The following is a 17,006-nucleotide window of genomic DNA, read 5'->3' on the forward strand; positions in this document are numbered from 1 at the left end:
TCTTGTTTTATAGTCTTATCAATATATATATCTAGTAAAGATTGTGCTACTATTATAAACACTTTATCTCAGGAGGATAGAAAACCATGAATCGCGTTGCTGATGTTATCCGTGATGACATTAAAGTAATGACAGCCTATCAGGTTGCCGATTTGCCGGAAGGTTTTATTAAGTTGGACGCCATGGAGTGTCCGCATCATCCTTTCGCCGGGTATGAATCTTTATTGTCAGAATGGGCGGATTTGGCAAAGCAGGCACCGATTCATTTGTATCCCCATGCTGCCAAGAGCGGTATTTATGAAGAATTGAGGGAGGTTTTCAGTATTCCCGATAAGGCGGAAATCGCGTTAGGCAACGGCTCCGACGAGCTTATCCAATTTTTGACTATGCTGGTTGCCAAACCAAATGCGCGTGTATTGGGTATTGAGCCAAGTTTCGTTATGTATCGTCATAATGCCGCGCTTTATGGCATGGAATATGTCGGCGTTCCCTTAAATCCAGATTTTTCTTTAAATCTCCCTGCCGTTTTGACCGCTATCGAGCAACATCAGCCATCATTAATTTTTATTGCCTATCCCAATAACCCTACTGGTGTGTGCTTTAAGCGGGAAGAAGTAGAGGCAATCATTCGCGCGGCTACCGGCATTGTGGTTGTCGATGAGGCATATGGTGCGTTTCATCATGACAGTTTCCTTCCGTGGGCGGGCGAAGTCGAAAATCTGGTCGTAATGCGCACCATCAGTAAAATCGGCTTTGCAGGCTTGCGGATGGGATATGCGGCGGCAAGTCCAAGCATTATGGGTGAACTGGCTAAAATTCTTCCTCCTTATAATATGAATCAATTAAGCTTGGCGGCGGCAAAATTCTCATTGAAACATCATCAAATCATTCAGCAAAATATTGATACATTAAAAAATGAGCGTTCGCGCGTGATGAATGAATTGCTGAAATTAAACCGTTTGCAAGTTTTTCCGAGCGAAGCCAACTTTATTACCGTTCGTGTCCCTGATGAGAACGAGCTGTTTGAAACATTGAAGCAAAACCGCATACTGATTAAAAAACTGCATGGCAGTCATCCGCTTTTGAAACAGTGTGTCCGCATAACCATAGGCTCGGCAGCGCAAAATGATGCCGTTTTGGCCGTTATTAAAAACCTTTACCCTAATCTTTGATTCCAAGGAAACTACCATTATGAACAAAGCTCAACTGCATTTGACCAATTTTCTGTTACTGGTTGAAGAAGCCGGCTCATTGACCAAGCTTGCACGCGCATGCGGTTATGAAAACTCCGCCTCTTTGTCTCAGCTCAAACGCCGTTTGGAACAACAAGCAGGCGATGAGTCTGCACGCGGCATTCGTCCGAGCCTGGCTGCGAAGTTGGAATCCGGTATGCGCAAACGCAAAGGCTGGCTGAACCGTGATCACAGCAAAGATCAAGAAAAAGCAGCAGCGGTTGAAGCGGCGCGTTTGGAAAAACAAACTGTTGAAGCAGCCGAAGCTGGCGTTTCAACCGAAGGCCGTTTTGTTACCGTTACCCGCAATACCTGCGAAACCCAAATCACCGTCAGCCTCAATCTTGACGGTACCGGCAAATACCGCTTGGATACCGGCGTTCCTTTCCTTGAACACATGCTTGCCCAAGTGGCGCGTCATGGTTTGATTGACTTGGATATTACCTGCAAAGGCGATTTGCACATTGACGACCATCACACGGTTGAAGACATCGGTATCGTATTGGGTCAGGCCTTGAAACAAGCACTTGGCAATAAAGCCGGCATTACCCGTTATGGTCATGCCTATGTTCCGTTGGATGAAGCGTTGAGCCGTGTAGTCATCGACCTTTCCGGCCGCCCTGGCTTGGTGTACAACATCGACTTTACCCGCGCCCTGATCGGCCGTTTTGATGTTGATTTGTTTGAAGAATTTTTCCATGGGCTTGTGAACCACAGCATGATGACTTTGCACATCGATAACTTGAGCGGCCGTAATGCACATCATCAAGCCGAGACTGTTTTCAAAGCCTTCGGCCGCGCATTGCGCGTGGCGGTCGAATACGATCCGCGCATGATGGGTCAAACGCCTTCTACCAAAGGCACGCTGAGCGAAGAGTCTGTTCAAGAAGAAGCAGAAGCCGCATCTGAAGAATAAGGCATCGTGTGAATGAATAAAGGCCGTCTGAAACCGATTGGGATTTCAGACGGCCTTTTATTATTTGTCTTGTATATTGCCAATATTTTGTTTTAAACCATCTTTTGCTACAATCATTCTTATTATTATATTAATCATTAAATGTTTTCAGACGGCCTGAGGAGAAGCAATGAAAGTAGCGATTGTCGATTATGGAATGGGAAACCTGCATTCAGTATTGAAATCTGTTCAGGCGGCGCAGGTTTTGTCTAATCAAAATGCCGAGGTTTATCTGACTTCGCGGCCTGAAGAAGTGATGGCGGCGGATAAGGTAATCTTTCCGGGGCAGGGTGCCATGCCGGATTGCATGTCGGCGCTGAAGGCAAGCGGTTTGGGTGAGGCTGTTTCAGACGGCCTGAAAAATAAGCCGTTTTTTGGAATTTGCGTAGGTGCGCAATTATTGTTTGAACACAGCGAAGAAGGCGATACAGATGGTTTGGGTTGGTTTGAAGGGCAAGTAAAACGGTTTTTGCCCAATCAAACTGATACACAGGGAGGCCGTCTGAAAGTACCGCATATGGGTTGGAATACAGTGCGCCAAACCCGTCCGCACCCTTTATTTCAAGACATTGGGCAGAACGAGTATTTTTATTTTGTTCACAGCTATTATTTTGCGCCGAAAAATGAAGAGATTGTTTTAGGCGTCAGCGAATATCCGAATGAATTTGCCTGCATTGTCGGTAAGGACAATGTGTTTGCCACACAGTTCCACACGGAAAAAAGCCATCAGGCAGGATTGCTGCTGCTGCGTAATTTTTTAAATTGGCAGATTTGAGGCTTTAACATAAATCTACTAAAAATCGCTAATTTGTGTAAAATATACTGAAATTGAGTAGAGGAGAAGAAAATGCTGTTGATACCTGCCATTGATTTGAAAGAAGGATGCTGTGTTCGCTTAAAACAAGGCTTGATGGAGCAGGCGACGGTGTTTTCCGATTCGCCGGCAGAGATGGCTTTGCATTGGCGCAATCAAGGCGCACGCCGTTTGCATTTGGTTGATTTGAACGGCGCATTTGCAGGTGTTCCTCAAAATTTTCCGGCGATTAAAGAAATTTTGGCCGCCGTGGCTAAAGATATTCCGGTACAGCTTGGCGGCGGTATCCGTGATTTGGGCACCATTGAAAAGTATTTGGATTTGGGTCTGACCGATGTGATTATCGGTACGGCCGCGGTAAAAAATCCTGAATTTGTGCGCGAAGCATGTAAGGCATTTCCGGGTCAGATTATCGTCGGCTTGGATGCTAAAGATGGGATGGTGGCGATAGACGGTTGGGCAACGGTAACGGAACACCATGTCGTCGATTTGGCCAAGCGTTTTGAAGACGATGGCGTCAACAGCATTATTTATACCGATATCGGCCGCGACGGCATGATGAGCGGTGTGAATATCGAGGCTACCGTCAAATTGGCTCAATCAGTGAATATCCCGATTATCGCTTCCGGCGGCTTGACGAATTTGGACGATATCCGCGCATTGTGTGCCGTTGAAAAAGAGGGTGTGAGCAGTGCGATTACCGGCCGCGCAATTTATGAGGGAAGTATTGATTTCGCACAGGCACAAAAACTGGCCGATTCTTTGGCTTGACCTCAGTGCGTTTAATTATGCAGATTAGAGCTTTGCAAGGGGTAACAGCGCAGGAGTTGGCGCATAGCTGAAAATACCTTCAAAAGCGGCATTTTGCAAAGTCCTTAGACTTAAAATCTGTCTGAAATAATTATAAAAAACAACTCACTCAATATCTTATTTTATTAAGGGATTGGTATGCTTGAAGCGTTTGTTTTGGGTTTTTGGATTATCTGGTCATCCGATCGCGAAGTGTATCCGCTAAGCGAAAGTTTGTGGTTTACACTGATTGCAGTGATACTGCGACAGCTGACGGCGTTTGATTTGCCGATTATTGATACCTATTGGATGATTTTCAATGGGATAGTGTGGGCATTTGCCGGTTTGATTTTTTCCATTGTCGGCCGCATCGACAGCAATTTCATCATCTCCTGCATTTTGGCAATGATAGCGGGGATTGGTTATTTTCAGCTGTTGCAACATTTGCCGGATTGGTTGAGCAAATTTTTGGCCTGACGGTTTCAGACGGCCTGATAACGGATAAGAGGTATTGAGTATGGCATTGTCAAAACGAATAATTCCTTGTCTGGATGTAAAAGACGGTCGCGTGGTAAAAGGTGTCAACTTTTTGGGTTTGCGCGATGCAGGTAATCCGGTTGACGTTGCCAAACGCTACAACGATGAAGGCGCGGATGAGTTGACCTTTTTGGATATTACTGCTTCCAGCGACAATCGCGACACTATTTTGCACGTTATTGAGGCAGTCGCTTCACAAGTTTTTATTCCATTGACGGTCGGCGGCGGTGTGCGCACAGTTGCCGATATCCGTCGTCTGCTTAATGCCGGTGCCGATAAGGCCAGCATCAATACGGCCGCTGTAACCAATCCTGATTTGGTAAACGAAGCGGCCGGTTTTTTTGGTTCGCAAGCGATTGTTGTTGCCGTGGATGCCAAAGCGGTCAACCCTGAAAACACCCGTTGGGAAATCTTTACCCACGGCGGACGTAATCCGACCGGTTTGGACGCGGTGGAATGGGCTGTCGAAATGCAGCGGCGCGGTGCGGGCGAGATTTTGCTGACCAGTATGGATCGGGACGGTACCAAACAAGGTTTCAACCTGCCTTTGACACGCGCGGTCAGCGAAGCGGTCGATATTCCGGTCATTGCTTCCGGCGGCGTCGGTTCGGTTCAACACTTGGTGGACGGCATTAAAGAAGGAAAGGCAGATGCGGTATTGGCCGCCAGTATTTTCCACTTTGGCGAAGCGAGTATCCGCGAAGCGAAACTGACTATGCGCGAAGCAGGAATTGAAGTGCGTTTGTGATTGCTATCCAGAGGCCGTCTGAAAATATGAGAGAAAGATGCGAATGTCGAACATAAACGAAACGCTGCTGAATGCTGTAAAATTTGATGAAAAAGGTTTGGTTTGCGCGATTGCCCAAGATTGGCAGACACGCCGTGTGCTGATGGTTGCCTGGATGAACGCCGAAGCCCTGCAAAAAACTATAGAAACCGGTTTTGCCCACTATTACAGCCGTTCCCGCCAAAAACAATGGATGAAGGGCGAAGAGTCCGGACATACGCAAAAAGTACATGAATTGCGCCTGGATTGCGATGGCGACGCGGTGGTCATGCTGATTGAACAAAATGGCGGCATTGCCTGTCATACTGGGCGAGAAAGCTGTTTTTACAAAGTTTGGCAAGAGGGCGCATGGCAGACAGTCGATGCCGTGTTGAAAGATGAAGAAGCAATCTACGGACATAAACATCCTTAAGGCCGTCTGAAAGAAAATAAGAGAAACCGACCATGACCGATACTATCCTTACCCAAATTCAAAACGTCATCGATTCGCGCAAAGGCGGCGATCCTGATGCTTCTTACGTTGCCCAACTGCTGCATAAAGGCGAAGACAAGATTCTGAAAAAAGTCATCGAGGAAGCAGGTGAAACTTTGATGGCCTCTAAAGATGGCGGTGGCGAACATTTGGTTTACGAAGTGGCGGATTTGTGGTTTCACACCATGGTTTTATTGGCGCATCACGGCTTGCGCGCCGAAGATGTGGTCAACGAGCTTGCGCGCCGTCAAGGTTTGTCGGGATTAGTGGAAAAAGCTTCTCGCAAAGAATCTTGAATTTATATTACAATCCCGTATTTGACCTGTTTCGGAATCCGTCTCTTGGGGCAAAAACGATTTCCCTTTTTTGGTTGAACCCCGTTATGCCCGTTTTTAGACAGCCATTGGAGCCATTATGGATAATTGTATTTTCTGCAAAATCGCAACCAAAGATATTCCGGCACAAACCGTTTACGAAGACGACGAGATGCTTTGTTTCAAAGACATTCGTCCTGCCGCGCCGGTGCATCTGCTGCTGATTCCGAAAGTGCACTTCGATTCACTGGCACACGCAACTGCCGAACATCAAACCCTGTTGGGTAAAATGATGTTGAAAGTTCCTCAAATCGCCCATGAGGCAGGTTTGACCGACGGTTTCAAAACCCTGATCAACACAGGCAAAGGCGGCGGACAAGAAGTCTTCCACCTGCATATCCATATTATGGGTACGCCTGCATAACTATTATCTATTTTTAACAAATTCAAGGATTTATCATGGGTAGCTTCTCTCTCTGGCACTGGATTATCGTACTGATTATCGTCGTTTTGGTATTCGGTACAAAAAAATTGCGCAACGTCGGCAAAGACCTTGGCGGTGCGGTACATGACTTCAAACAAGGCCTGAACGAAGGTACAGACGACAAAGATGCCAAAAAAGATGAAGTCATCGAACACAAAAAAGACGAAGACAAAGCATAATCCATGTTTGATTTCGGTTTGGGCGAATTGCTGCTGGTCGGCGTTGTCGCCCTGATAGTGCTTGGCCCCGAACGTCTGCCGCAAGCCGCGCGCACGGCCGGGCGTTTGGTCGGCAAATTGCAAGGATTCGTCAATAACGTCAAGCAGGAACTCAACACTCAGGCTGAGTTGGACGAATTGCGCAAGGTGAAGCAGGAATTTGAAACCGCTGCATCTGAGTTTCGCGACGGTATCAAAGACTTGGGCAACGATGCACAAAAAAATCTGAGCGATATTTCAGACGGCCTCAAGCCGTGGGAACGCCTGCCCGAACAAAAAACGCCTGCCGATTTTGGAGTGGACGAGTTGGGCAATCCTTTGCCTGATCTGGCTTCAAACAGCACTGAGAACGAAAGTGCAATCCAGGCTTCTGAGCAGAGTGGGGCAGTACAGACCCAAGAGCTTGTCGAGGCTGAAAATGCCGAGTCCGAGCAAGACCGTGCTTGGCGTGAGTATTTGACGGCTTCGGTTTCACCTGCTCCTGCGGTAGAAGTCAGCTATATCGAATCTCCTGTTGCCGATGTTCCTCCGCCGCATACGACTTCTTTGCGTAAGCAGGCGATGAGCCGCAAACGCGATATGCGCCCGAAATTCCACGCCAAGCCCAAACTGCGCGTCCGTAAGTAAAAAGTGAGTCAACCGGTGTCCGAACCTCAACACGAACAACCCGTCCAACCGCTTATCGAGCATCTTCTCGAGCTGCGCCGCCGCATGATGTGGATCGTCATCGGTATCGTCGTCTGCTTTTTGGGTATGATGCCGTTTGCCCAGCAGCTCTATACCTTTGTTGCCGAACCATTAATGGCCAATCTGCCTAAAGATACCAGCATGATTGCAACCGATGTGATCGCGCCGTTTTTTGTGCCGGTCAAGGTTACTTTGATGGCGGCGTTTCTGCTATCGTTGCCGCACACGCTGTATCAAGTTTGGGCGTTTGTTGCCCCTGCCTTATACCAAAACGAAAAACGTTTGATTACGCCGCTGGTGTTGTCCAGCGTGACGCTTTTCTTCGTCGGTATGGCGTTTGCCTATTTTTTGGTGTTTCCCGTTATTTTCAAATTCTTGGCCGGTGTAACCCCTGTCGGCGTCAATATGGCGACCGATATCGACAAATATCTGTCCTTTATTTTGGGCATGTTTGTCGCATTCGGAACGACGTTTGAAGTTCCCGTCGTTGTGGTGTTGCTTGCAAAAATGGGCATTGTTTCGACTGCACAGCTTAAGAATGCGCGTCCGTATGTGATTGTCGGTGCGTTTGTCGTGGCCGCAATCATCACGCCACCTGATGTAATTTCTCAAACCCTGCTTGCTGTTCCGCTGATTCTGCTCTACGAAGCAGGCATTTGGTTCAGCCGCTTTGCCAAAGTGAAAACGCAGCAGGAAGATGAAGATACACCGCAACCACCGGCAGAAGTTTAAGAATTAAGGCCGTCTGAAGAATTTTTCAGACGGCCTTTGTATCATGGCACTTCAGTTTTTAAGAAAAAGTATGATGGATGTTTGGGGAATCGTACAAAAACGCTACAGCCCCAAATTCTTTTGATGTGACTAAAAATTTCGACCTTACCCATGGCTGGGCAATTTGCGTGACTGGATGACGGAGCAGGCAAAAAATGGGGAAAAATATTCCATTGTTACTTGTTCCGCACTCAAACGCCAATACCGCGATATTCTGCGTGGCGCAGAAGGGAAGGTGGCTTTTATCCATCTGACTCCACCTCAAGCAATCAATCTCGAGCGTATGCTGTCGCGTCAGGGGCATTATATGAAAGCCGGAATGCTGGATTCGCAGCTGGAGATTTTGGAAGAGCTGGGTGCTGATGAGTACGGTGTCAAAATCGACAATCCGGGTTCGCCTGAAGCCGTTGAGGCAGATATTATGAACTGGGTGAAAGCGCAAGGCTTGATTTAGTAATGATCAGAAATGGAAAGGCCGTCTGAAATATTTCAGACGGCCTTTTTCGATGGGATTTAGAATGTTTTTTGCGAATCAAGCAATAAGGTAACCGGCCCATCATTGCAAAGGGAAACCTGCATATGGGTTTGGAATCTGCCGGTTTCGACAGTCAATCCATGTTCGCGTAGAAGTTGTGCGGTGTATTGATAAAGTTTATCCGCTAGTTCTGCGGGCGCGGCATTGGAGAAAGATGGGCGGCGGCCGCTGCGCGCATCGGCGTAAAGGGTAAACTGGGAAACCAGTAATATCGAGCCGCCGACATCTTTGAGCGATAAATTTAATTTTCCGTTTTCGTCTTCAAAGATACGTAGGTTGGCGGTTTTATCCGCAATGTATTTGGCGTCCGCTTCTGTATCGGTGTGGGTAACGCCGAGCAATATCATAAATCCGTTGTTGATTTCGCCGCAGGTTTCACAGGAGTTTTCGGACAAAACGTCAACTTTGGCTTGGGTAACTTTTTGGATAACAGCGCGCATAATCTTGTGTGAATAAAAGGAGTTGTAAAAAAGGGCGTAAGATACGCCCTCTGAGTTCAAATATAGTTTCAGACGGCCTGAAACCATTGAATTAATTTACGGATTAATGCCGTTTTCTTTCAAGATACGTTCGATCTGATTCTCGACTTTTTGTCGTTTGACAGCTTGGGCAATCTGATTGCGTACCAGTTCGAAAGGTTCGGCATTAGGATTACGCTCTACGGCGCTGAGTTTAAACAGATAAAAACGGTTTCCCATCTGAATCGGCTCATGCGTTACATCACCTCGGTTCATGTCGGCAAAAGAGGTAGCCAGTTGAGGCGAAAGCTGCTGCGGAGAGATGAAGCCGTCGAACTCTTGTTCGGGGTTGGGATAGCGTTTCATCAGCTCTTCAAATGACAAGCCTTTGAGCAGCAGTTCTTGCGCTGCGCGGACTTCTTCGGCTGAAGCAAAGCTGACTTGTTGCAGCTTGATGATGCGTGTTTGCTGGTCGTAGAAACGGCGCAATTCGGCATCGTCAACCGCGGTTTGACGTTCTAGATAAGCAGCGTATTGGTTGGCATAAAACTCAGCTTCCACATTTTTAAACTGATTCTGTACTTCTGCATCTTTATCCAAACCAGCCTTGATGGCTTCATTTTTCAAAACTTCCAAAGTCTGCAAACGTGTAACCACATCTTTGCGGATTGCCTGACCATCGGGTTTGGCAGTCTGGTTGGGATGTTGATCGGCTTGTCTTAATACTTCGGCGACCATGCTGTCGATACGTGCAGGATCGATTTCAGGTGCTTTGGCGGTTGCCAAGCCGACGGTCGATAGGGTGAGGATAGCCAAAACGGCAGTTTTGGGCTTGATGTTCATGTGAGTTCCTTATTGCCCGCCGTTATCACGGCGGGCACGTTATATTATTTGTTGACTTTGATACTGGCTTTTTTCAGCAATGATTGAATGGCCGCATCAACACGGGCTGCCTGTAAGTCGCTGCCAATCTCGTTTTTCGATGCTTCATAAGAAGGTACGGTAACGTTACGACGATCATTGACATAGAAAACGGCGTACAAATTACCGTTTTGCAGTGGCGTTTTAGTGTGTGCACCTTTTTTCAGGTCTTTGACAGCAGCGTAAAGCGGAGGCGCTGATTCTTGTAAATCTTTAAGCGGAACATAAGCTTTAGGGATGCCGCCGGCTTTTTTGGCCGCTTCGTCAATTGAGTATTGGTTCAATACCGAAACAAAGCTTTTTTTCGCATCCAAATCGGCAATGGCTTTTTGGGCATTGCTGCTGCTGTCGGTCACGATTTCGCCCAGTTGGACTTCCTGAGTACCTTTATAGAAGTTGCTGAAGTCGTTGTAAGCGGCTTTGACATCTTTTTCTTGAACAGGATATTGACGGACGATATGCGCCGCGAAAGCTTGGCCTAACAAATCATTTTCGAAAGCTGCCCATTCGGTTTTGAAGGTGGCTTTTTTATCTGCACCTTGCTTGGCGGCATCGGCACGCGCTTGCTCCAATGCTGTTTTGAATTCAGCGCTTTGATCCAGTTTTAATTTTTTGGCTTCTTGGGTAACAACAGTGCTGATAATTTGGCGTTCAGTCAGCATTTGACGCAATTCAGGAGTGTCTTGAACGTTCGGGTTACTGGCACGTACGGAAGCAACTTGGTCATCGATAACGCTGCTGTCGATGGCTTGACCGTTGACGGTCACCAAAGTTTGGGCAAACAGGGTGCCGGAAGTCAGGGCAAACATCAAGGCTGAAGCAAAGTAGGTTTTTTTCATCGTATTTCTCATTTAAATTAATGATTGGAAATCAAAGTTTGGGCAGTAATCTTAATGGAAGTATTCGTCCGGCGTGGCCGCTTTGATACTGAGTGCATGAATCAGGCCGTCTGAAAACAAGTCCTGTAAAAGCTGCTTAATCATACGTTGCCGCTGGAGGCGGCCAATGTTTTCAAATGCGTTGCTGACCACCACTATGGCGTAATGCCCGCCGCCTTTATTACCGGCATGGCCGGCATGCAGATGGCTTTCATCTTCAAAATCGAAGAACTCAGGCTCAAGCGTTCGCAGGCGTTCCTCGATAATTTGACGAATATTGCTCATTTGAACACGGCTTTAAAGGGTTTAATCAATACTTCTGCGTATACGCCGGCATCAACGTAAGGGTCTTGTTCTGCCCATTCTTGTGCAGCGTCCAAAGATTCAAATTGAGCCACAATCAGGCTGCCGGAAACACGTTCCGGATTATCTGGTAGAGGATTGGGGCCGGCAGTCAGCAGACGGCCTTGCGCTTTCAATTCTTCTAAGCGTGCCAAATGAGCAGGGCGGGCCGCCATGCGTGCTTCGTGGACATCTTCGGCATCAGTGGCCAAAAGCATGAAATATTCCATTATTGATCCTCCTTAGGCTGGAAACGCATCAGATACATACCCTGTGCGATGGAAAAAATGATTGTGAAGCCCAATGTGCCGAACAGTTTGTAATTGACCCATTGGTCTGGAAAATACGTAAAGACAAAGAGGTTGGCCGCACCCATAAAAATTAGGAAGCCAATCCATGCATAAGTCAGGCGTGTCCATACAAAATCAGGGAGCTGCATTTCTTTGCCCATGACGGCTTTAAGCCCGTTTTTACCGGCCAGGTGGCTGAACAGCATGACGATCGCGCCGATCCAAAACAGAACGGTTGGTTTCCACATGATAAAGCGGTTGTCTTTCAGCAGAATCGTTGCACCGCCAAAAAAGACAATCAAAATCAGGCTGACCCATTGCATGGTGTCCAGCTTGCGGTGTTTCCAAAAGGTCAGCGCAGCTTGGGCAATACCGACGATAACCGCAACAGTTGTTGCGGCAATCATGTCTTTGGTGATGATGTATGTGATGAAAAATAAGAATACGGCGAATAAGTCGCTCAAAATCTTCATATATTAATGATGAAACTAATTGAGTAAATGCTAATCATACAGGGAGATGTGTTTTTTTGCACGTTTCACCATGACTTTAATATCGCACATATTTATATGAAATATTTGTTTTGGGTTGGCGAAATTTGTAAAAAAGAAACACAAGCATGCAAAAGTAATAGATTTGCTAAGGAATTTTAGGCTGAATAGCCTCTATTGCTTGGCAGGAATGGGTTAAAAATATATCATGACGTAATATCTAGTAAATATATGGTTAAATGCGTGCACATTGGTTAGTACCATAATTTCCGAACAGGGGATCAGTTTTGAAAAAACATCACAATATTAAATTAATTACAGCTTCTATTGCTTTAATGACATCGCTCAGTGCCTCTGCAGGTTTGGGCGGCTTGAATGTTCAATCTCATTTGGGTGAGCCTTTTACAGGCAGTATCACTGTAACTGGCGAGGAAGCTCAGGCTCTGCTTAATGGCGGTAAGGCCACTATTTCAAATGGCAATTTGCGCGCAGCGGTACGCAAATCAGGCGATAAGGCAGTCGTTACCATCCGCTCTTCTAAAGCCATCAAAGATCCTGTTTTGGTTTTCCAAGTAGGTGTTGGCGCGCAATCGCGTGAGTACACCGCTATTATCGATCCGGCCGGATATGATTCTAAAGATGCTGCATCTGTTCGTATCCGTCTGGCCACTGAATCTCAATCTTCCGAGCCGACACGCAATGCCCGACAGCCTGCAACTAAAAACAATAAAGCAGCAGGTAATCAGACAGCTCGAGCGCGTAAGGATGTACAGCGTAAGGCTGAGAAAAAACAAGTTCAGACGGCCTCTGCTAAAAACGACACGGCTGCACGTTCAGGCAGACAGCATTTGGTGCGTACGGGTGAAACCCTGATTGCCATCGCGTCCAGCATCCGTCCGCAAGGTATGACCCTGGATCAAACCATTCAGGCTTTGGTAAATGCCAACCCGGATGTGTTTATCGATAACAATGCCAACCGTATGTTGGCAGGTAAAGTGCTGAATATTCCAAACCGTAGCGAATTGCAACGTTTGGCTGCTTCTGCTCCTGTTAAAACCAATACAGCGGCAGAGAAAGGCAATGAAGCCGTCAATGCAATAGAAGCTAAAACAGAAAAACCTGTTGTTCAGCCTGAGGCTCAAACTGAAGCCCAGGTTAAAGATGCTGGTGTAAATACACAGCAACAGGAAGAAGTGAAACAAGCTTCAGCTGAACAAGCAGAACAAGCAGCATCTGCAGCGGTCAATGAAAACACCGCATCGACTGTTCCTGCATCTGATGGTCAAGAAGCTATGGCTTCTGATGCTCAAGAGAATGTAGTGGCTTCTGAGCCTGTTGCAACCACGGATTCTGTCGCGGAGCAAACAGAAAGCGAATCAGACGGCAATTTATGGAAATGGTTATTGGCAGGCGGTGCAGCCCTTATTGCTGCTTGGTTGTTGTTGAAAGCTGCCGGTAAACGTAATGACGAGCTGGAAGAAGCACCTGTAAGCCGTAAGGATGAAGAGAAGGTTGTACAGAAAAATGTTGCTGCTTCAGCTGCTGCGGTTGCTGCAACTAAAGTAACGCCGTCTGAAAAAACTCAAGACGGTCTGTTTATCGAAGATGATTTCGAAGATGATGTGGTTATCAATGAAGTAGAAGAATCTTCCAATATCGATGATGTCAAACTTGATTTGGGTAAGATTGACAATAGTCAGGCAGGTATTCTTTCAGGTGCAGTAACGCATGATGTTGAGACAGAGCAACGCCGCCATGCTGATTGGGATAGTATCGAATCAACAGAAAGCGTGTACGAGCCTGAACCAGAAAATCCGTATCAGCCAGTATCGGTTGTTATGCCGGAACGTAAAGAAGAGCAGGTAAATACATTTGCTGAGTTTGATTTGGCGGCAGAGAAAAAAGTCTCCGAGGCAAGAAATGAAGAGCCACTCGAGTTTACGGTAGAAACCCCTGAAGCTTCAGACGGCCATGTGCTGCCATTTGATGTCAAGCAAGATCAAGACTTGCAAATTCAAGAAACCAAAGAAGAAGTAGAGAAAGAAGAAACTGCTTCTGAGTTTGTGATTGAAGAAGGTGCATTGGAATGGGGAGCTGAAGATGTTTCAGTGGCTGCCGATAAAAGCAATAGTGAAAGAGGCTTTGTTTCAGAATCAGTCGGCATGACTGCACCGCTTGAAGCCAAATATGATTTGGCTAAGATGTATATCGAAATCGGTGATCCTGAAGCGGCTCGAGAAACATTGCAAGGGCTGATTGAAGAGGCTGAAGGCGATATTCTGCATAAAGCCCAAAAATTGATGAAAGAACTTGGCGCATAAGTGCCAGTCAAATGAAGATGCCGTTTCAGACGGCATCTTTTTTATGGTAAATTAAAAAGCAAGATTTTGTCTGAGTCTATGATTGGTTGGGTAAGATTTCAGCTTTATATGATGGTTGAAGATAAAGGCCGTCTGAAATACATGAGAGGCGTGTGTTGATCACGCCTTTTTAATATTGGTTACCTGAGTGTAGGCAACAATATCAATTTACAAGAAGTATAAGAAATGACTGAACAAGCAAATACAACAGGGCATCTGATGCAGCGTTGGGCTTTGACCCTCTCTTATGACGGTAGCCGTTTTTATGGTTGGCAAAAACAGGCTGGAGATTTGCCAACTGTTCAGACGGCCTTAGAGCAGGCCTTGTCTTCAATAGCAGGGGAGCAAATTAATACTATTGTTGCGGGAAGGACGGATACAGGTGTGCATGCAACTGCCCAGGTAGTGCATTTTGATACATCAGTAAGTCGTCCTGAGCAAGCATGGGTGCGGGGTGTCAATGCGCATTTGCCTGATGGTGTTGCTGTGTTACTTGCGCAAAAAGTTGCATCTCATTTTCATGCCCGATTTGATGCTTATGGCCGCCATTATCGTTATTTATTGGAGTCTTCACCGGTTCGTTCTCCATTATTGGTTGGCAGAGTAGGGTGGACACATTTGAAATTAGATTTGAATCTGATGAGGCAGGCTGCTGCCTTATTGGAGGGAGAACATGACTTTTCTAGCTTTCGAGCGGCTGAATGTCAGGCGAAGTCTCCTATAAAGACACTATATAGTACAAAGATTAGTGGAACTTCTCGCTATCTGTGCCTTGATTTGCATGGGAATGCATTCTTGCATCATATGGTACGCAATATTATGGGTGCATTGGTATATGTGGGTAGTGGCAGAATCAGTGTGGATGAGTTTGAGTCGGTCTTTCATGCCAAAAGTAGATTGAAGGCTCCGCCAACTTTTATGTCTGATGGTCTGTATTTAACAGGTGTTGACTATCCTGATGAGTTTGGAGTGACGCAGCTATCTTTGCCCGAGTGGATGAGCGTTCTAGGTAATGATTTTCAGACGGCCTAACTGCGGATTGTTGGTATAAAAGCAACAAAATAGCGTGATTGATGTGTAAATTAATAAAGTGTTGTAAAAATGCACAGTTGGTTTTGAATAAATTGATCATTGATTTTAAATAATAAATTTCTACTTTTGGGGTTGTCTCTACCTTTATTTGGTTTCTGCGGTAGTGGGGGGAGTTGAATAAAGTTTGTTTTTTTAGAGAGGAACAATTATAGTGACAGTCATGGAATCGCTGATTCCAGCGATAAAGTAAGCCTAAGCGGATTATCCGGTCTGCTTAAGTTATTTCTTCACAATAGAAAAGGAATACAGCAATGAAAAAATCCCTGATTGCCCTGACTCTGGCGGCTTTGCCTGTTGCAGCTATGGCTGATGTAACTCTGTACGGTCAAATCAAAGCTGGCGTGGAAGTTTCTAAAGTAAAAGAGGGTAAGACTTCTTCTAAAACTGCTACTGAGATTGCTGACTTCGGCTCTCGTATCGGTTTCAAAGGCCACGAACACTTGGGTAGCAACCTGAATGCTATCTGGCAAGTTGAACAAAGAACTTCTATCGCCGGTGGTGACTCTGGTTTCGCAAACCGTGAATCTTTCTTGGGTTTGGAAGGTGGTTTCGGTAAAGTTCGTGTCGGTAACTTGGATACTGCTCTGAACGAAAGCAGCGACAGCTTCGACCCTTGGGAGTCTAGTGATGCTAACGCAGACACTCTGCAACTGGGTAAAATCAAACGTGTAGATGGTCGCAAAGTATCTGTACGTTACGATACTCCTGTGTTTGGTGGTTTCAGCGCAAGCGTACAATACCAACCTCGCGACAATGCTAATCCTAGCGATAAATACGATCACGCTGTGAAAAGCCGTGAATCTTACGATTTGGGTCTGAACTACGAAAACTCTGGCTTCTTCGGTCGCTACGCTGGTTCTTTCGCTAAACATGCTGTCTTGGATGCTGGCTACTTGGATACATTCAACGGCAACACTACCTTGACTGCTGGTACTTACAAAGATCACCAAGCACACCGTCTGACTGCTGGTTACGATGCTGACAACCTGATGGTTGCTGTTGTAGGTCAATACGAAGGCTTCAAAAAAGATGTCGCAAATGCTAAGAAAAACGAACGTGTTGAAGTTGGTGCAACTGCGGCTTACCGCTTCGGTAACGTAACTCCTCGTGTTTCTTACGCTCACGGTTTCAAAGCTAAAGAAGAAGGCGTGAAACAAGAGAACAGCGTTTACAACCAAGTTATCGTTGGTGCCGACTACGACTTCTCTAAACGCACTTCTGCCTTGCTGTCTGCCGGTTGGTTGAAAGAAGGTAAAGGCGACAATAAATACGAGAAAACTGCTGGTACTGTTGGCCTGCGTCACAAATTCTAATCTGACTTAAGATTAGTCTGAAAAAGAGCCTGTTTTATACAGGCTCTTTTTGTTTTTGCAAGAAATGTATTTTGTCATTGCAGGGTCAGATTAAAGTATCTTCGATATTCGTTTTCAGACGGCCTATGAAAATTCAAGTCAGGTTATATTTTATTCAATATATGCTAAATGAAATTTCAGGAATTGTTTTGAGTATTATTATAAATAAGTTAACGATATAAAGATGGTCATTGGATTAAGTTGATTTTCCTATATTTCATGTCTAC

General features: G+C 46.0%; 21 protein-coding genes and 1 pseudogene. 16 read left to right on the forward strand and 6 right to left on the reverse strand.

Features of this window, described 5'->3' with window-relative positions; genetic code table 11:
* The first annotated feature begins 86 nt into the window (after positions 1-86).
* From hisC to O3660_RS04275, 13 genes and pseudogenes are all read left to right on the forward strand, one after another.
* Positions 87-1,172, forward strand: coding sequence for a histidinol-phosphate transaminase (gene hisC, locus O3660_RS04215; RefSeq protein WP_049329530.1), 1,086 nt, complete (start codon positions 87-89; stop codon positions 1,170-1,172).
* Between the two features lie 19 nt (positions 1,173-1,191).
* Positions 1,192-2,148, forward strand: a complete 957-nt coding sequence (gene hisB, locus O3660_RS04220; protein WP_049329531.1) for an imidazoleglycerol-phosphate dehydratase HisB — start codon at positions 1,192-1,194, stop codon at positions 2,146-2,148.
* Positions 2,149-2,317: 169 nt separating this feature from the next.
* Positions 2,318-2,962: an imidazole glycerol phosphate synthase subunit HisH gene (gene hisH, locus O3660_RS04225; protein ID WP_049350979.1), complete on the forward strand. Its 645-nt coding sequence runs from the start codon at positions 2,318-2,320 to the stop codon at positions 2,960-2,962.
* A gap of 72 nt (positions 2,963-3,034) precedes the next feature.
* Positions 3,035-3,772 (forward strand): 1-(5-phosphoribosyl)-5-[(5-phosphoribosylamino)methylideneamino]imidazole-4-carboxamide isomerase, encoded by a 738-nt coding sequence (gene hisA / locus O3660_RS04230; RefSeq protein WP_049350978.1) that lies wholly within the window; start codon positions 3,035-3,037, stop codon positions 3,770-3,772.
* A 177-nt stretch (positions 3,773-3,949) separates the two neighbouring features.
* Positions 3,950-4,267: a hypothetical protein gene (locus tag O3660_RS04235; RefSeq protein ID WP_003684447.1), complete on the forward strand. Its 318-nt coding sequence runs from the start codon at positions 3,950-3,952 to the stop codon at positions 4,265-4,267.
* A 40-nt stretch (positions 4,268-4,307) separates the two neighbouring features.
* A complete protein-coding gene (gene hisF / locus O3660_RS04240) occupies positions 4,308-5,075 on the forward strand; it encodes an imidazole glycerol phosphate synthase subunit HisF (RefSeq protein ID WP_049329534.1) in 768 nt (255 codons plus the stop codon).
* Positions 5,076-5,118: 43 nt separating this feature from the next.
* Entirely contained in the window at positions 5,119-5,526 is a 408-nt protein-coding gene (gene hisI / locus O3660_RS04245; protein WP_049350977.1) for a phosphoribosyl-AMP cyclohydrolase, read from the forward strand.
* A gap of 32 nt (positions 5,527-5,558) precedes the next feature.
* Positions 5,559-5,882, forward strand: coding sequence for a phosphoribosyl-ATP diphosphatase (locus O3660_RS04250; protein ID WP_003679440.1), 324 nt, complete (start codon positions 5,559-5,561; stop codon positions 5,880-5,882).
* A gap of 118 nt (positions 5,883-6,000) precedes the next feature.
* Entirely contained in the window at positions 6,001-6,324 is a 324-nt protein-coding gene (locus tag O3660_RS04255) for a histidine triad nucleotide-binding protein (protein WP_049329536.1), read from the forward strand.
* Between the two features lie 35 nt (positions 6,325-6,359).
* The gene (gene tatA, locus O3660_RS04260; RefSeq protein ID WP_049329537.1) at positions 6,360-6,563 is read left to right on the forward strand and encodes a Sec-independent protein translocase subunit TatA; all 204 of its coding nucleotides are present in this window, start codon (positions 6,360-6,362) and stop codon (positions 6,561-6,563) included.
* A gap of 3 nt (positions 6,564-6,566) precedes the next feature.
* On the forward strand, positions 6,567-7,229 hold the full coding sequence (gene tatB / locus O3660_RS04265) for a Sec-independent protein translocase protein TatB (protein WP_049350976.1): 663 nt from the start codon (positions 6,567-6,569) through the stop codon (positions 7,227-7,229).
* A 15-nt stretch (positions 7,230-7,244) separates the two neighbouring features.
* On the forward strand, positions 7,245-8,021 hold the full coding sequence (tatC, locus tag O3660_RS04270; protein ID WP_049350975.1) for a twin-arginine translocase subunit TatC: 777 nt from the start codon (positions 7,245-7,247) through the stop codon (positions 8,019-8,021).
* Between the two features lie 145 nt (positions 8,022-8,166).
* Positions 8,167-8,514, forward strand: a pseudogene (locus O3660_RS04275) (gluconokinase, GntK/IdnK-type); the annotation flags it as partial.
* Between the two features lie 59 nt (positions 8,515-8,573).
* Here O3660_RS04275 and dtd read toward each other — a convergent pair.
* The 6 genes from dtd to O3660_RS04305 all read right to left on the reverse strand — a co-directional run bounded on the left by dtd (position 8,574) and on the right by O3660_RS04305 (position 11,957).
* Positions 8,574-9,035, reverse strand: coding sequence for a D-aminoacyl-tRNA deacylase (gene dtd / locus O3660_RS04280; RefSeq protein ID WP_049329571.1), 462 nt, complete (start codon positions 9,033-9,035; stop codon positions 8,574-8,576).
* 96 nt (positions 9,036-9,131) lie between these two features.
* On the reverse strand, positions 9,132-9,896 hold the full coding sequence (locus tag O3660_RS04285) for a peptidyl-prolyl cis-trans isomerase (RefSeq protein ID WP_049350974.1): 765 nt from the start codon (positions 9,894-9,896) through the stop codon (positions 9,132-9,134).
* 44 nt (positions 9,897-9,940) lie between these two features.
* Positions 9,941-10,813: a peptidyl-prolyl cis-trans isomerase gene (locus O3660_RS04290; RefSeq protein WP_049350973.1), complete on the reverse strand. Its 873-nt coding sequence runs from the start codon at positions 10,811-10,813 to the stop codon at positions 9,941-9,943.
* Between the two features lie 51 nt (positions 10,814-10,864).
* Complete coding sequence (locus tag O3660_RS04295) at positions 10,865-11,137, reverse strand: BolA family transcriptional regulator (RefSeq protein ID WP_049329542.1); 273 nt, start codon at positions 11,135-11,137, stop codon at positions 10,865-10,867.
* Entirely contained in the window at positions 11,134-11,424 is a 291-nt protein-coding gene (locus O3660_RS04300; protein ID WP_004519663.1) for a YciI family protein, read from the reverse strand. The genes O3660_RS04295 and O3660_RS04300 overlap by 4 nt, the downstream gene beginning before the upstream one ends.
* Positions 11,424-11,957 (reverse strand): septation protein A, encoded by a 534-nt coding sequence (locus O3660_RS04305; protein WP_049350972.1) that lies wholly within the window; start codon positions 11,955-11,957, stop codon positions 11,424-11,426. The genes O3660_RS04300 and O3660_RS04305 overlap by 1 nt, the downstream gene beginning before the upstream one ends.
* A gap of 353 nt (positions 11,958-12,310) precedes the next feature.
* Here O3660_RS04305 and O3660_RS04310 point away from each other — a divergent pair, with 353 nt between their 5' ends.
* The 3 genes from O3660_RS04310 (at position 12,311) to porB (ending at position 16,740) form a co-directional block, all read left to right on the forward strand.
* Positions 12,311-14,296, forward strand: coding sequence for a FimV/HubP family polar landmark protein (locus tag O3660_RS04310; RefSeq protein WP_049350971.1), 1,986 nt, complete (start codon positions 12,311-12,313; stop codon positions 14,294-14,296).
* 225 nt (positions 14,297-14,521) lie between these two features.
* Complete coding sequence (truA, locus tag O3660_RS04315) at positions 14,522-15,367, forward strand: tRNA pseudouridine(38-40) synthase TruA (protein WP_049329545.1); 846 nt, start codon at positions 14,522-14,524, stop codon at positions 15,365-15,367.
* A gap of 311 nt (positions 15,368-15,678) precedes the next feature.
* Entirely contained in the window at positions 15,679-16,740 is a 1,062-nt protein-coding gene (gene porB / locus O3660_RS04320) for a trimeric porin PorB (protein WP_049329546.1), read from the forward strand.
* Positions 16,741-17,006: the final 266 nt, after the last annotated feature.

Source organism: Neisseria sp. 27098_8_139 (assembly GCF_041433195.1).
Taxonomy (GTDB): Bacteria; Pseudomonadota; Gammaproteobacteria; order Burkholderiales; family Neisseriaceae; genus Neisseria; species Neisseria subflava.